This is a genomic window from Paenibacillus sp. 1A_MP2, from assembly GCF_052244825.1.
In the GTDB taxonomy this organism is placed as follows: domain Bacteria; phylum Bacillota; class Bacilli; order Paenibacillales; family Paenibacillaceae; genus Paenibacillus; species Paenibacillus vandeheii.
On record NZ_JBQQCS010000001.1, the window covers coordinates 2,518,506 to 2,535,020 of the forward strand.

Here is a 16,515-nt window from a genome sequence, read left to right on the forward strand (position 1 = left end):
CAGAGAATTACACTTTAACGGAGGGTGTAGAACCAATCTGAAGAAGCGAAGCGTTCGCCTGAAAGCTTTCGTAAGAAAGCTACTTCGGAAGCATATGCTATCACCGGATTTCTCCCTTTAAGAAGGGAGATGAAGAAATCTGGGGATAACAGCGATCGGAGGATGGTACTACAATCGGAGTGGTACAGTGTAACAAGTATTAGTTCATTTTATATAGATACCTAATTTGAAGGAGGAGCATAACGATGGCAGAACATGAACGTCCAGGCAAGATTTTGACGAAAACGGAAAAGATGAAACGAATGCAGTCCGCCAAAAATGAGGATGTAGAATTCAGTGCGGAAGCTGCGGATCATGAAGATGTAGAGGCTTTGCGCCGCAGTGAAGCAGCCGATCGTCGTCAGGGTCGGGAGATTCATGACTGAAGATCGCTCTGTAGTAATTATCGAAGCGGTATTTACGAGCTGGTCCGAGGCTGAATCTGCACGCAGAGCGCTGGAATTGCTGCACCCGAACCAACTGAGTATCGAGAGTCTGAATGGCTCGTCGTCTTCAATGAATTCAGGAGCGCCTGAGGGCAACGATAACTCGACCATGGCTGTGATTGGGGGATTCAGTGGTGAGCTGAATGTACTTTCGCTCATTAGCGATGAGACCGAGTTGTTGTCGGGTGGACAGGTGTATGACGATACGGAAGCTGGCTCTGAAGGCAGGTCCAAGCAAGAAATCTTGCTGACCGTATCCGTATCCAGTGACTCTCTCCCGCAAGCTGCAGAGATGATTATGCAGAACGGTGGACGCTTTTATTAACAAGTTAATCAAGTCATGTCAGAATTAAAACAGGGTATTCGAGCAGTGAAGGCTGCGGGTATCCTGTTTTTGTTGTTTCTTTTACTGCTGCGGTTTTGTACTCCTGCTCGCTTGTGTAGTACAATGGTGGGGATGTTTGAAAAATGAGGAGGAAAAACGAAGTATGTTATGGCATGAACTAACAATACATACCACAGAAGAAGCTGTGGAGATGATTTCGAATTTTTTACATGAAGCGGGTGCTGGAGGGGTCTCGATTGAAGAGTCCGGTACTTTAAATAAAAAACGGGATACGACGTATGGCGAGTTGTACGAGTTTCCTTTGAATGATATTCCTGAAGGCTTTGCCGTCATTAAAGGATATTTCTCCGAAGGTACGGACATGGAGGCATTGCAACTGGAAGTAAGTCCACGAATTGAACAGCTTTCCGAATTCGATATCCAAACGGGTGAGGTACGTTTTGAGACTCGAACAGTGGATGAAAATGACTGGGCGAATGCCTGGAAACAATACTTCAAACCGGTACGTGTCTCGGAACGTCTGACCATTAAACCAACATGGGAAGAGTATACACCGGAAAGCCCGAATGAGAAAATAATTGAGCTTGATCCAGGCATGGCATTTGGTACGGGAACGCATCCAACCACTTCGCTATGTCTGCGCACACTGGAATCGGTCATTCAGGGTGGTGAGGAAGTCATTGACGTAGGCACAGGCTCTGGCATTTTGGCCATCGGAGCGATCCACCTTGGTGCAAAACATGTATTGGCGCTGGACCTCGATCCTGTTGCCGTAATCAGTGCCAAGGAAAATGTGGAACTGAATGGGTTGGAACAACAAATTACCGTTAAAGAAAGTGATCTACTGTCGGTTCTGGGTAGTCAGGACCCTGCGCTGGGCGTGAAGCTTCCGGTGAAAGTTATCGTTGCCAATATTTTGGCCGAGGTTATTATGATGTTTGTGGATGATGTCTACAATGCACTTGAGTCAGGCGGCGTTTATATTACTTCAGGCATCTGGAAAAATAAAGAACAGATTGTCCATGATGCGCTCGTTGCTTCCGGCTTCGAAATCAGTTCGGTGCACCGCGATGAGGACTGGATCGCGTTTGTGGCCAGAAAGAGGTAACCGATGGATTTGAACTCGTTCTTTCGTTATCCGCTGGATCAACTGCCGTTTTTCCTGCTGACCATCCTGATTGCTTTTACCGTGCATGAATTCTCTCATGCGTATTTTGCCAACAAATTTGGTGATCCGACGGCTAAGCTTCTAGGTCGGGTCACACTGAATCCGGTCGTACACTTTGACTTGTTCGGTGTACTGCTGCTCGTTATTGCCGGTTTCGGTTGGGCCCGTCCGGTTCCGGTCAATCGGGCCAATTTTGACAAACCAAGACTAATGGGCGTCATAGTATCCGTTGCTGGGCCTGTAAGCAATTTGCTGCTGGCGATCATCGGTACGATCATCTATGCTTCGTTGGTTGGTTCGGGAGCACTGGGTAGCATTGAAAATGAGCGTTTGCTTACAGCAATTTCCATGTTTTTCTCCATATTTAACCTAACGAACTTTTTCCTGTTTCTCTTTAACCTGATTCCGTTGCCTCCATTGGACGGATATCGAATTCTGGAGGATATTCTGCCGCCTTCGATCAGCCGGAAGCTGCAAGGGGTAGAGCAATGGTCCATATTTATTTTCCTTTTGATCCTTGTCATTCCTCCATTGCAAAATGCGACGATTCAACCTTTATATCAATTTGCCCAGAATATGTATGTAGATCTGGCAAGGTTAATCATCGGTTTATATCGTTAGAAACGTATAGTGTATGGGACTGAAATACTGGTCAGAAGCACATAAAAGTTGTATGATCATCTGTGGCGATTGGATTCACGCCTGCCTTTAGCGGGGTGAATTCCAGTCATAACAGGATAGAATGGGTGGACAGACTTATGCAGCGTTATTTTGTATCTGCAGAACAGTTTAATGAACATTCCGTGGTCATCACGGGTGATGATGCGCGCCATATCGGCAAAGTGATGCGTGGTAAACCTGGAGATAAACTGATTGTCAGTGATGGAAACTCCAAAGAAGCTTTGGTGGAGATTGAAAGCATCGAGGCTCAGCAAGTAACAGCGAATATTGTGGAACCTCTCGAAATGGACCATGAAGCGCGTATACGTGTAACTGTGGCTCAAAGCTTGCCCAAAGGCGATAAGATGGAGACGGTCATCCAAAGATGTACAGAAATCGGAGCAGTTTCCTTTGTTCCTTTCCTGTCTGAGCGTACCATTGTACAATATGATGCCAAGAAAGAAGGCAAACGGTTGGAGCGGTGGCGGAAAATCGCCAAGGAAGCCGCTGAACAGAGCCATCGGAACCGCATTCCATCCGTCGAGCAGCCACTTTCCTGGAAAGGGCTGCTATCTTCTTTTGAGGGCTACAGTCTGGTATGTTATTGTTATGAAAAGGAAAACGGCAAGCAGTTAAGAGACGCATTGAAGCCGTTTGTAGAGCAGCTTGCACCTGGTGCGAGTGCTGAAGTGTTGATTGTTGTTGGACCTGAGGGCGGATTTTCCGAGAAAGAAACGATGGAAGCCGATCAGGCGGGTGCTGTATCCGTTGGACTGGGCAAACGCATCTTGCGGGCCGAGACGGCCGGAATGGCGGCGCTAACTTGTGTCTTATATGAATCCGGAGAAATGGGGGAATGTAATTATGCCATCCGTGGCGTTTTACACCTTAGGCTGCAAAGTTAATTTTTATGATACAGAGGCGATTTGGCAATTGTTCAAAAACGAAGGATACGATCAGGTAGACTTTGACGAACAGACAGCGGATGTATACTTGATTAATACTTGTACAGTAACCAATACCGGCGACAAAAAGAGCCGCCAGATTATCCGTCGTGCCATTCGGCGCAACCCGGATGCGATTGTAGCCGTTACAGGCTGTTATGCGCAAACTTCTCCGGCAGAAATTCTGGACATCCCTGGGGTGGATCTTGTCATCGGTACACAGGATCGGGACAAAATCTTGCCATATGTCAAAGAAATTCAGGAATCACGTCAGCCTGTCAACGCGGTACGCAACATTATGAAAACGCGGGTATTTGAAGAGATGGATGTACCGGATTTTGCTGATCGTACCCGTGCTTTCCTGAAAATTCAGGATGGCTGCAATAACTTCTGCACATTCTGCATTATTCCGTGGTCGCGTGGACTGTCCCGCAGCCGGGAAGCAAACAGCATTATCCAACAGGCTCATCAACTCGTACACGCCGGATACAAGGAAATTGTCCTGACAGGCATTCATACCGGTGGATACGGCGATGACATGGAGAACTATGATCTGACGGATCTGTTATGGGATTTGGACAAAGTGGAAGGCCTGGAGCGTATTCGAATCAGCTCGATTGAAGCGAGCCAGATTGACGATCGGATGCTGGATGTGATCAAACGTTCAGACAAACTTGTACGTCACTTCCACATTCCGCTGCAAGCGGGCGATGATATCGTACTGAAACGCATGCGCCGTAAATATACGACCGAAGAGTTTTACAATAAAATGCTTCGCATTCGGGAAGCGATGCCGGATGTAGCGATTACAACTGACGTTATTGTTGGGTTCCCGGGTGAGACGGATGAGATGTTCCTTAACGGCTATAATCTGATGAAGAAAATCGGTTTTTCCGAAATGCACGTATTCCCATATTCCAAGCGGACTGGAACGCCAGCAGCACGTATGGAGGATCAGGTGGATGAGGAAGTCAAAAATGCACGCGTGCATGAACTGATTGATCTGTCTGAGCAAATGCAACTGGCATACGCCAAGCAGTTTGTGGGGAAGGTACTGGATGTCATTCCTGAAGGTGAAGCCAAGGGCCGTGAGGGCAGTGGTAAACTGCATGGCTACAGTGACAACTACATTCAGCTGGTCTTTGATGGTTCCATGGATATGGTTGGCAAAGTGTGCCGTGTCAAAGTGACCGAGGCGGGTGTGAATGAAAGCCAGGCTACGCTGGTTCGTGTGTTGGAGGAAAATCTCAAGTCCGCAGCGATGTAATCGAGGCGTCAGAAACAAGGATTTCATTTCCTTGGGGAGCGTACCCGTGGAGATGAGGTCCTTCTTTTTCCAAAAAAGATGAAGACAATTCCGAAATGGGGAGAGCAGCATGAACAGAAAAGAAATTTCGGCAGGCGGAGTCGTCTACCGCACGGGAGAAGACGGAAAGCTTCAAATTCAACTGATTGTAGATCGCTACGGCAAAACAACTCTCGCCAAGGGCAAGATGGAAGACGGAGAAACGGTGGAACAGACCGCGCTTCGTGAGATTCTGGAAGAGACGGGCATGGTTGGCCGCATTATAGAACCCGTCGATATCATCGCCTATACGTATCAGCATGCTGATTTTGGTTCAGTGGACAAGGAAGTTCATTATTATCTCGTTGAAGCGGAAAGCGGCGATCTGCAGCCTCAGATTGAAGAAATCAAAGGTGTGGATTGGTACACTCCGGAAGAAGCTTGGTCGAGACAGCAGCATAGCGGATACGATAATAACGATGACATTTTACGTGTGGCGCTGAACAAATTAGGCATTACCGTATAGCGGTTTTCTTTTGAGTGAGGATGTATCGCTGCTGATTGTCGAGAGAGTTCTAAACATCAGGCCACGGGTGACTTCGCCACTGGGGTGGAGACCGGTGGTTTTTTGTGCCAAATCGGCAAGTAACAGAACGGCAAGGCAAGCAGTGAACTGGTGACGTTAAAAAGGGTCTGGGCATGCGCAATCTGTGCCCCGTTATCCGCTGACAGCCAGGCCGAAGCTGCATGCAGCTGGCCGATCAGCGGCATAAACAGCAGCGCCCCCGCTATGTTTAATACAACATGGGAGGCTGCGACAAATTTGCCTGCGGATGCTCCGCCAGCGGCAGCAATCACGGCGGTGATACAGGTCCCCACGTTCGACCCGATCACAATGGCAATGCCGATCTCCACAGGCAGTACTCCTGTGGCTGCAAGCGTAATGGCCATGCTGATAACGGCTGCGCTGCTATGAATGAGCGCCGTCAGACAGGCACCTGCCAGAAAGCCCCACCACAAGCTGTCTGCTGAGCGGTCCAGGAACCACTGGAATACGCCCATACTCCGCAGCGGTATTGCAATGGATTGCATCACTTGAATGCCTGTCATGACGAGGGCAAATCCGGCGGACGCAAGAAAGCTGTATTGCATGGTAAACAGCGTCCGGCGTGTGCGCTCAGGAGCCAACTGATTTCGTTCACCAAGCACAACAAAGACGGCCCAGCCTGTCAGGGACAGGGCAAGCAGAGGCAGGGAGACTCGTCCGATCTGCAGTCCGACCAGCTCGGTGGTCAGGCACGTTCCGATGTTCGTTCCAAGAATAATGCCAAGTGTGCGTCCATAGGTAATCAATCTGGCGTTTGCCAGTCCAATGGTTAGCACCGTGACAGCCGTACTGCTTTGCAGCAGGGCTGTAGCGCCTGCACTGAAAGCCATGCCTTTCCAGGGTGCAGAGGTGGCCCGGCCCAGAAAACCAGCCAGCATCGGCCCGGCCATCCGTTGCAAGGCTGTTTCCATCAGCTTCATCCCACCCAAAAAGATAAGAAGCCCATATAATAGGGGCAGCACAACATCTCTGAACATGAGTTAACATCATTCCTTCCGTGCATGTCCTTATCTCATCCTATGAGAAAGCAAGGACAACCATGACAGGCTAACGGAATTCTGGAGACAATAGCATTTGAAAGACCAATAAGTTATCTTAACGGTCGCCCAAATTACCGCACCCCTATTCGAAAGATACGGAGATTCTGCAACGGAGGGGATGGAATTGGAACTGAAGAAGCGAAGCGCTCGCCTTTATCCCCGGATTTTCCCTTTGGAGAAAAGGAATCAAAAAAATCTGGGGATAACAGCGATCGGAAGGTTGTTCTGTCATCGTAGTGGTAAGTGTGAAATTTGAGATTCATCTGTACAATGCAACAGCGATCGAAAGTCCGACCCATCCCCGAAGCGATCACCTAAATTACCGCACCCCTATTCGAAAGATACGGAGATTCTGCAACGGAGCGGAGGGGATGGAATTGGAACTGTAGAAGCGAAGCGTTCGCCTTTGTCTCCGGATTTTCCCTGTGGAGTAAGGGAATCAGAAAAATCTGGAGACAACAGCGATCGAAAGTCCAATCCATCCCCGAAGCGGTCTCCTTTGCACCAAGCCTATCTTTTTAACTAACTATGAAAGAAGTGGATCTATCTTGCCATCAGTTACACTGGAACGCAGTCGCAAAAAGCGGCTTGAACATGCACATCCATGGATATATAACAATGAAATCGCCTCTGTTGAAGGAAACCCCGAGCCGGGAGATCTGGTCAACGTATTAAATCATCAAGGTCGCTATCTCGCGACGGGGTACGATAATCCTGCATCTCAAATCACAGTTCGAGTCGTGGCCTATCAACCTCTGGAGTTTGAACAAATGGATACTGCGTTTTTTGCAGCGCGTTTCCGCGATTGCTTGCGCCACCGGGAGCGTTTTATCCAGGATGGTGAGGCATACCGTCTCGTTTATGGCGAAGCTGATTTTCTGCCAGGACTAATCGTTGACCGTTTTGGCAGCATCCTTGTTGTTCAATTGCTCACATTGGGCATGGACCGTTGCCGCGAAGCGATCGTACAAGCTCTAATTGAAGTGATGCAGCCGGAAGGCATCTATGAACGCAGTGATGTGTCTATTCGTGAACTGGAAGGCTTGGAGCAGACGAAAGGGCCACTGTATGGGGATTGCCCGCGTCATGTCACGGTAACGGAAAACGGCTTGCTCATTAAGGTAGATATCGTGGAGGGTCAGAAAACAGGGTACTTCTTCGACCAGCGCGAGAATCGTGCAGCCATCGAACCGCTTATGAAGGGCTGGGGTTACAAGAGTGGCATTACGCTCCAACAGACCGAGCAGGATGGTACGCAGCAGTTACTTCCTGTCAATAAAAGCGGCAAGGTTGTGACGTTCCCTTATTGGGACGGAGCCACTGTGCTGGAATGTTTCTCTCACACAGGCAGCTTCACATTGAACGCCTGCAAATATGGAGCCAAAAAAGTAACATGCCTTGATATCTCAGAGCATGCGATTGAAAGTGCACGAACCAACGTAGAGCTGAACGGTTTCACTGACCGGGTCGAATTTGTCGTTGCGGATGCGTTCCAATACTTGCGTGAGCAGGTCAAAGGACTGGATGATCGTAATGTACGTGCGCGTGCTGGTGAACAGAAAGTGGATACTTCCAAAGCGCTTGCAGCCGGTGGTAAAACATTTGATGTGGTCATCCTGGATCCGCCAGCGTTTGCCAAAACGAAATCAGCAGTCAAAGGCGCATGCCGTGGATATAAGGACATCAATCTGCAAGGAATGAAGCTGGTGAATGAGGGCGGGTATCTGGTAACAGCAAGCTGTTCTTACCATATGCGTCCGGATCTCTTTCTGGAAACGATAGCAGATGCAGCCGAAGACGCAGGCAAAGTGCTGCGTCTGATCGACTGGAAAGCAGCCGGTAAGGATCATCCCCAAATTTTGGGTGTAGACGAAGGTCACTATCTGAAATTTGCCATCTTCGAAGTACGCAGCAAAAAGAATTAATTGAGCGATTTCAATCTAAATCGGACATACATTTAAGCAAAAGCCCACAGTTTGGATAAGCTGCGGGCTTTTTGCTATGCTGCACAGATGATCTCTAGAATTGCCGGATAGTGGCAAACGTATGTTCCGAACCAAGTCAAATATGTTATACTGGGAATTAAAATCTTGTTCGTGATGATTTGGAGGATTAAACATGTCCGTACGCTTTGTTATTGGCCGGGCAGGCAGCGGTAAAAGCGCGCTGATTACCCGGGAAATCACATCCCTGCTTCAAAAGGAACCACAAGGTAAACCGCTGATTCTGCTGGTTCCGGAACAGAGTTCGTTTCGAACCGAGCAGTCACTGGTGTCTTCAGGGGCTATTAAAGGTACCATGCGTGCTGAAGTGCTTGGTTTTCGCCGATTAGCCTACCGGGTAATGCAGGAGGCAGGTGGTTCTGCGCGAATTCCCATTGGCGCTGAAGGAAAAAAAATGCTGCTCTATAAAGTGCTCCAGCGCCGTAAAGAAGAATTGAAGCTGTTTGGAGCATCGGGCAGCCAGCTGGGATTTATAGGAGAACTGAATGACTTATACAGTGAGTTTAAACGTTATGAACTTGACCCCACTTCGCTGGAAGAAGGACTTTCCGCATGGAATACTTCCTCCTCCTCAGCACCGATTCTGGGAGACAAGCTGCATGACTTGCTTCTTATATACCGTGACTATGAAAAGGAATTGACTGAACTATATATCGATGATGAAGACACGTTGACTGAACTGACAGAGCGGTTGACGGAAAGCGCGTTACTGCAAGATGCACAGATCTGGATTGATGGATTTCAAGGATTTACCCCGCAGGAAATGAGTGTTATTGGAAGATTAATGCTGCAAGCTTCTTCCGTCACAATTGCATTGACGTTGGATCGTGCTTACGACCATGGTGCACTTCCAGGAGAATTGGAGCTGTTCCATCCTACAGCGAGTGCTTACGCGCGCCTCAAAGGCATGGCAGAGGATTTGGGGGTCCTTAGTGAGACGACCGTGCTTCAACCGGAAATTTTGCATAGATATGAAGGCAGTCCTGGACTGGCTCATTTGGAGGCTGGTTTTGATCGCAGGGTTCGCTGGATGAGTGAAGGTCGCGATGCAGGTATCCGACTTTACACAGCTGAGAACCGTCGGGCTGAGATGGAAGGGGCACTCCGTGAGATGCGTCGTCTGGCTCAAGATGAAGGTGCGCGTTACCGTGATATGGCAGTGCTCGTTCGTCAGCTGGATACATATGCGGACATTGCTGAGCCCCTATTTAGGGACTATGGTGTGCCTGTCTTTCTGGATCGGAGAAGAAATGAACTACATCATCCATTATCTGAATTTATTCGTTCGGCACTGGATATCGTTCGCCGCCGCTGGCGTTATGAGGATGTATTTCGCTGTGTCAAAACGGATCTGCTGCTTCCACAAGACGGATCCATCACACGTGAAGATATGGACCAGCTCGAAAATTATATACTGGCTTGCGGAATTCACGGATACCGCTGGACAGATGGAAAGCCATGGAAGTACGTACCCAGTCTTTCTCTGGAAGACAATGATCAGGATGTCCGCAGTCGGGGACGGGAGCAGATGCTGTCCTTAATGGAAAAATGCCGAACAGTGATTGTTGATCCACTGGGTGCTTTTGAGAAACGAATGAGTAAGGCAAAGACAGCCAAAGACCAATGTGCGGCGCTTTATCGATTGCTGGAGGATGCCGAGATTCCCTGGAAGCTGGATCATATGTCTGCTGAAGCCAAGGTCCAGGGTGATCCGGAACGATCGAGAGAGCATCGTCAAATGTGGGGTGCCGTCCTTGATCTGTTAGATCAGATGGTCGATATGATGGGGGCGGAACGGCTGGATATCGATCTGTTCGCCGGGCTTATGGAGACCGGGTTAACCGAACTGAAGCTGGGACTCGTTCCTCCAGCGCTCGATCAGGTGTTGGTTGGATCGATGGATCGTACACGTCTTCAGGATATCAAGTACGTATTTATTCTGGGTGCGGTAGATGGGGAGCTGCCTGCCGTGCCTCAGGATGATGGTGTATTAACCGAGCAGGAACGACTGCTCTTGACGGAGAGAGGTATGGGGCTTGGACCAGGGGCAACAAGACAAATGCTGGACGAACGCTTTTTGATATACACCGCCCTGACAGCGGCAAGCAAGCAGTTGTGGCTCAGTTATCCCATCGCAGATGATGAAGGCAAGACACTATTGCCCTCGGAAATTGTACGACATGTGCGGAAGATGTTCGGTCTGAATGAGCAGCCATTACTTGCCCAGCCGCCGGTCACGGATGTGGAAGAGGTACACTGGTCTTACGTTATCCATCCTGATCAGAGCCTTTCCTATCTCATCGGACAATTGCGCAGATGGCGTCGTGGAGAAGATATTCCTGAAATGTGGTGGGCGATCTATAACTGGCATGTCTCTCGGGAGACGAGCAGGCCTCAGCTGGAGCAATTGCTTGGATCGGTCTTTTATCGCAATCGGGCGTTACCTCTGCGTACCGTTACCAGCCGTAGATTATATGGCACAGAGGTAAGGACCAGTGTCTCGCGAATGGAGCGTTTTGTGGCGTGTGCGTTCTCCCATTTTGCCTCCCATGGACTGCGGCTGAAAGAGCGCCAACTGTATCGCTTACAAGCTCCCGACATTGGACAACTGTTCCATGCTGCCTTGAGTCAGCTTGCAATACGTTTGCGTGAGCAAAATCGCAGCTGGGGAGTCTATCTCCGGAGGAATGCCGGAAGGAAGCGGAGCACACCGTGGAGCAGATTGCACCACAGCTGCAGGGAGAGATTTTGCTCAGCACGAAACGGTATGGTTACATCTTCCGCAAGCTGAAGGACATCGTTAGCCGGGCGTCGGTTATATTGGGTGAACAGTCCAGACGGGGAAGCTTTGAGCCGATTGGATTGGAGCTTGATTTTGGACCAGGTAAACCGCTGCCACCGCTTCGTTTTGAATTGGAAAATGGCTGTGTGATGGAGATTGTGGGTCGGATCGACCGTGTGGATGTGGCTGAAGGAGAGAACGGCCTGCTGCTGCGAGTCATTGATTACAAATCGAGCCAGACCGATCTCAAACTGCATGAGGTGTATTATGGCCTGTCATTACAGATGCTCACGTATCTGGAGGTGCTGCTTAGTGCTGCCGAGGAATGGCTTGGAGAATCGGCGATGCCTGGAGGAACACTCTATTTCCATGTGCATAATCCGTTGCTTCAATCCGCGAACGGCATGACATCTGAGCAGGCAGGACAAGAACTGCTGAAACGATTCAAAATGAAAGGCCTGCTCCTGGCGGACCGGGATGCGATCGCTCAAATGGACAATACCCTGGACAAAGGCTATTCAGCCATTATTCCGGTTGCGCTTAAGGCGGATGGCAGCTTTTATAGCAGTGCTGCTGTAGCTACACCGGAGCAATGGGATACTTTGCTTGCTTCAGTTCGCAGTAATATCCGCGAGATTGGCACCCGAATTACGGAAGGGGATGTGGCGATTGAGCCTTATCGTATCCAGCAGGAGGTTGCTTGCACTTTCTGTCCGTATAAACCGGTCTGTCAATTTGATGAAAATATCGAAGGTAATGAATATAATCTGTTGTCCAAACCGGGCAAACAGCAAATCTGGGACATGCTGTCTCAGGGCAAGGGAGGGGAAACATCATGACGAATATGCCAAAACCGGAGGGAAGCTTCTGGAGTGATGACCAATGGAGTGCCATCTCACAGAGTGGAGAAGACATTCTGGTTGCTGCTGCAGCGGGTTCCGGGAAGACGGCTGTATTGGTTGAACGGATTATTCGCAAGATCGCAGACCCTTCCCGTGGATTCAGCGTAGATCGTTTGCTGGTCGCCACATTTACCAAAGCTGCTGCTGCCGAGATGAAGCAGCGGATTCGGGAAGCGCTGGAACGCGCACTTGAAGAGCAGCCTGCGGAGGAACATCTGCGCAAACAACTGTCCCTGCTTGGGCGCGCTTCGATTACGACACTGCATTCATTCTGTATGGAAGTCATTCGTCGGTATTATCAGCAAATACCACTAAACCCGGCTTTTCGAATTTTAAATGAAAATGAAGCCGAAATCATGCGGCAGGAATTGTTGGAGCAGTTGTTCGAAGAAAAGTATGGGGAAGAAGACGAAGGCAGTACATTCCGTGAATTGGTGGATTGGTTCAGTGGGGAACGGAACGATGATGCAATGCATCGACTTGTGCAGCGATTGTATGATTTCTCGCGCAGTCATTCCTGGCCTGATCATTGGCTTGCGGAGATGGCATCTGCTTTTCAGGTAGAAAGTGTTGAGGCGCTTGGCCATTCTGCTTGGGTTCAGAGTATATTGCGCGATGCCGCTCTTGCCCTGAGTGGTGCGGCGGGTCTTCTGCGCCAAGGGATCAGTATATCGATGCAGCCGGAAGGCCCGAAACCTTATGCAGATACGTTAAAAGAAGATTTGGCTATGGTCGAAGAGCTTCTTTCTGCTGTTGAGGTTATGCCGTGGGAAAGATTGCCTGAAGTGTTTCAGCCCGCAGCTTTTGGCAAGCTGAAGCCTTGTAAAAAGGACCAGACGGACCCGGGGTTGCAAGAACAGGTCAAGGAACTGCGTGAGGCTGCAAAAAAAGCCGTTACAGACCTGAAAGGGTCCTTGTTTGGAAGAAGTGCTTTTTCTTTCTGGCAAGAGCTGGAGCAGGCGGCACCACTCATGCAAGAGCTGTCCAAGCTGGTCAGTGCATTTGGAGAGCGATATCGACAGGCCAAGCAAGAGCGCAGTCAGGTCGATTTCAGTGATTTGGAGCATTACTGTCTTCACATTTTGCGTCATGAGGATTCTACGCCTGAGCTTTCCATGCCTTCGGATGCAGCAATGGAATACCGGGCACGTTTTGATGAAGTGCTGCTGGATGAATATCAGGATACCAATACGGTACAGGAAGATATCGTCAGATTGATCTCCAGAGAAAATCCGGGGAACCGCTTTATGGTCGGTGATGTAAAACAGAGCATTTACCGTTTTCGTCTGGCTGAACCCGGCCTATTTCTGAATAAATACCGTCAATATGCAGCGTATACGGATGCGGACGGAGAGAACGGCTCATTACGTGCAGGACGACGTATTGATCTTGCACGGAACTTCCGCAGTCGTGCAGAAGTAGTCCATTCGGTCAATATGTTATTCAAGCAGCTCATGAACGAAGGGGTTGCCGAGATTGCCTATGATGAACGAGCGCAGCTCGCTTATGGGGCTACTTTCCCGGCAGAGACGCTTGGAGATGAGGCATACACACCTGAACTTATGTTGATCGATCGTCAAGGCGGAGGACCTGATCTCACGGAAAGCACGGACGAGAATGGGGATGCGTTGCCTTCTGCTGAGCTGGAGAGTGCCGAGCTCGAAACCGCTCAGCTGGAGGCACGAGCCATGGCTCGCCGTATTCGTGAAATGGTCGGAGATACGGATAAACCAGCCCTTAACGTTTATGATAAAGCCCTCAAATCCATGCGACCTGCGCGTTACGGAGACATTGTTATTTTGCTGCGTTCTGCCCTGATGTGGGCGCCACTCATGATTGAGGAATTCAGACAGCAGGGTATTCCTGCCGGAGGGGAACAGAGCAAAGGGTATTTTCAGGCGACGGAAGTGGAAGTAATGTTGTCCCTGCTGCAGATTGTGGATAATCCAAGGCAGGATATTCCGCTTGCTTCCGTGCTTCGTTCACCAATTGTCGGACTGGATGAAGAGGAGTTGGCCCAGATTCGCCTTGGGGACAAGAGACAGTCTTTCTATGATGCTGTTGTATCCGCTACAGGAGCGTTCGCAAGTTCGTCGAACATCTCCAGACAGCATGGAGAGTACGCTTCGCATCCTGATTCATCCGCAATTCAGCTGCAATGGCCGGAAGTCTGGTCAGAGATTGAACAGGGGCAGCGGGAATCGGCGGTATCCGCCGAGGCAGATGTTATGGAAGGCATACATGAATCCTCTGCACATGCAAATATAGATGAGATTATGGATGCTGGTATAGATGCAAGTATGGGTGGACGTATAAGCGATGATGCGGATAGGGAAAACGGTACCAGCACAGAGCTGCAGCATAAGTTAATTCGTTTTATGCGTCAGCTGGAGCAGTGGCGGGTTGAAGCCAGACAGGGCAGCTTGAGCGAACTCATTTGGCGAATGTATCGGGAAACGGGTTATCTGGACTGGGTTGGTGGCCTACCTGGAGGTATGCAGCGTCAAAGTAACCTGAAGGCCCTATATGATCGCGCGCGGCAATATGAGGAGGCAACGGCCAACCGTGGATTGTTCCGCTTCCTGACCTACGTGTCCAGACTACGTGAGAACGGTGGAGATCTTGGGACTGTAGCAGGTGGTTCTGGTGAGCAGGACAATGCAGTGCGCATCATGACGATTCACCGGAGTAAGGGCTTGGAATTCCCTATTGTTTTTGTTGGGGTATATCCAAAATGTTCAATCAGCAGGATCTGAATTCGCCGTTTCTGATGCATAAGGAGCTGGGATTTGGCCCGAGGTTTGTAGATCGTGAGAATCGGGTTGCCTATCCAACCTTGGCAAATCTGGCGATTCGTCGTCGTGCCCAGTTTGAGCTGCTTGCCGAAGAGATGCGGGTGCTCTATGTGGCTTTGACCCGTCCGAAAGAGAAAATGATTTTGGTCGGTACCGTGAAAGACGTTGTTAAAAAGGCAGTCGCCTGGTCTCAGATTAAGGACAGTCCGGAACGGGTGCTGCCTGACTACCTGCTTGCAGCCGGACGGAGTTATCTGGACTGGATCGGTCCATCCCTGATGAGACATCCAGATGCAGCTTTACTGCGTGAACTTGCGGGAGGCACTGATTCATTTGCTGCCTGCCTTGTGGATGATGAATCACGCTGGGGCATTTCCGTCATTTCAGCTGATCAAGTATCCCGAGAAATAGTTGTGGATCAGACGCTTGGTGAGGATGAAGGCATGACAGAAGTGCGGAAAGAGCGGATTGCTGCCCTAAAAGCAGTTCAGCCTGTGGAGCTGTTTCCCAGCCCAACAGAAATAGGGATGACCGAGGATGGACAAGATGCAGCCCTACGAGACATCGGGGATGAAGATGTATCTTCAGCAGCAGGTCTGCAAAAGGGAGTACAGCTAATTCGCGAGGTTGATAAACGACTGTCGTGGACATATCCCCATCAAGCAGCAACGCAAGTGGCTGCCAGCACTTCGGTCACCGAGCTGAAAACATTGCTTGCGATGCAGGACCATCCGTCCGTTCAAATGATGGATGAAATGGAAGAACAAGTGGAGGCTTTCACGGTTTCTGAGAACCGTGGGCTGAAGGATGGAAGCTCGACCTTTAAATTGCATCTGCGTCGTCCCAAATTTATGGAGGAGAAACAACTGACCGGAGCCGAACGGGGAACCGTATATCATACGTTGATGCAGCATCTTCCTGTAGATGGCTCACTCGTTGATTCGCAAATCGTTGAGCAGACACTTTTGCGGTTAGTCGAGCTTCAGATTCTGCTCCCCCATCAGGCAGAGGTGATTGATTCTGAACAACTGGCTGGATTCTTCTATACAGAACCTGGCACAGAATTGCTGCGTGCGGAGTGGGTGAAACGGGAGATTCCGTTTATTTATGGACTTCCGGCACATCAGTCTCCTGCCGAATGGCTTCATGAACTGTCACCGAATGCCGGCATGCAAACGGTGGAGGAAGACGGTAAGATGCAGGCATCATTAGAAAATGAAACGGTGCTGGTACAGGGGATTATTGATTGCCTGTATGAGGTGGATGGCGAACTTGTTTTACTCGATTACAAGACAGATCAGGTGTTAGAGCATCGTGGCGGATTGGACAAACTGACGGAAAACTATCGTTTCCAGCTGGAGTTGTACGGCCGGGCCATTGAAGATATCTTGGGTCGGAAAGTAGACCGGAAGTGGCTGTACTTTTTTGATGGTGGACATGCTGTGAAGCTATAAAGTGAAATTTTCAAACGGCCGGATGAAATTTGTATCATTGGATA

Annotated in this window: 11 protein-coding genes and 1 pseudogene; 11 read left to right on the forward strand and 1 reads right to left on the reverse strand. The window is 49.5% G+C overall.

Annotated features, from left to right (window positions below; translation table 11 throughout):
* Positions 1-245 precede the first annotated feature (245 nt).
* The 7 genes from ACTWJ7_RS12345 to ACTWJ7_RS12375 all read left to right on the forward strand — a co-directional run bounded on the left by ACTWJ7_RS12345 (position 246) and on the right by ACTWJ7_RS12375 (position 5,414).
* Entirely contained in the window at positions 246-425 is a 180-nt protein-coding gene (locus ACTWJ7_RS12345) for a YfhD family protein (protein ID WP_079349667.1), read from the forward strand.
* Positions 418-810: a hypothetical protein gene (locus tag ACTWJ7_RS12350; RefSeq protein ID WP_301878041.1), complete on the forward strand. Its 393-nt coding sequence runs from the start codon at positions 418-420 to the stop codon at positions 808-810. The genes ACTWJ7_RS12345 and ACTWJ7_RS12350 overlap by 8 nt, the downstream gene beginning before the upstream one ends.
* A 163-nt stretch (positions 811-973) precedes the next feature.
* Complete coding sequence (gene prmA, locus ACTWJ7_RS12355; protein ID WP_301878040.1) at positions 974-1,939, forward strand: 50S ribosomal protein L11 methyltransferase; 966 nt, start codon at positions 974-976, stop codon at positions 1,937-1,939.
* A gap of 3 nt (positions 1,940-1,942) precedes the next feature.
* Positions 1,943-2,620 (forward strand): site-2 protease family protein, encoded by a 678-nt coding sequence (locus ACTWJ7_RS12360; RefSeq protein WP_024628489.1) that lies wholly within the window; start codon positions 1,943-1,945, stop codon positions 2,618-2,620.
* A 137-nt stretch (positions 2,621-2,757) separates the two neighbouring features.
* Positions 2,758-3,564, forward strand: a complete 807-nt coding sequence (locus ACTWJ7_RS12365) for a 16S rRNA (uracil(1498)-N(3))-methyltransferase (protein WP_443145497.1) — start codon at positions 2,758-2,760, stop codon at positions 3,562-3,564.
* Positions 3,524-4,870 (forward strand): tRNA (N(6)-L-threonylcarbamoyladenosine(37)-C(2))-methylthiotransferase MtaB, encoded by a 1,347-nt coding sequence (gene mtaB, locus ACTWJ7_RS12370; protein ID WP_301878039.1) that lies wholly within the window; start codon positions 3,524-3,526, stop codon positions 4,868-4,870. Before ACTWJ7_RS12365 ends, mtaB begins: the two co-directional genes overlap by 41 nt.
* A 109-nt stretch (positions 4,871-4,979) precedes the next feature.
* On the forward strand, positions 4,980-5,414 hold the full coding sequence (locus ACTWJ7_RS12375; RefSeq protein WP_079349663.1) for an NUDIX hydrolase: 435 nt from the start codon (positions 4,980-4,982) through the stop codon (positions 5,412-5,414).
* Positions 5,415-5,470: 56 nt separating this feature from the next.
* On the opposite strand, the gene ACTWJ7_RS12380 is transcribed toward ACTWJ7_RS12375, so the two are convergent.
* Positions 5,471-6,472, reverse strand: coding sequence for a Na/Pi cotransporter family protein (locus ACTWJ7_RS12380; RefSeq protein ID WP_079349662.1), 1,002 nt, complete (start codon positions 6,470-6,472; stop codon positions 5,471-5,473).
* Between the two features lie 611 nt (positions 6,473-7,083).
* On the opposite strand from ACTWJ7_RS12380, the gene ACTWJ7_RS12385 reads away from it, so the two are divergent.
* The 4 genes and pseudogenes from ACTWJ7_RS12385 (at position 7,084) to ACTWJ7_RS12400 (ending at position 16,471) form a co-directional block, all read left to right on the forward strand.
* Entirely contained in the window at positions 7,084-8,460 is a 1,377-nt protein-coding gene (locus tag ACTWJ7_RS12385; RefSeq protein ID WP_443145498.1) for a class I SAM-dependent rRNA methyltransferase, read from the forward strand.
* A 193-nt stretch (positions 8,461-8,653) separates the two neighbouring features.
* Positions 8,654-12,159 (forward strand): annotated as a pseudogene (gene addB / locus ACTWJ7_RS12390) (helicase-exonuclease AddAB subunit AddB).
* Entirely contained in the window at positions 12,156-14,978 is a 2,823-nt protein-coding gene (addA, locus tag ACTWJ7_RS12395) for a helicase-exonuclease AddAB subunit AddA (RefSeq protein WP_443145499.1), read from the forward strand. Before addB ends, addA begins: the two are co-directional and overlap by 4 nt.
* Entirely contained in the window at positions 14,957-16,471 is a 1,515-nt protein-coding gene (locus ACTWJ7_RS12400; RefSeq protein WP_443145500.1) for a PD-(D/E)XK nuclease family protein, read from the forward strand. The genes addA and ACTWJ7_RS12400 overlap by 22 nt, the downstream gene beginning before the upstream one ends.
* The last annotated feature ends 44 nt before the right edge of the window (positions 16,472-16,515 follow it).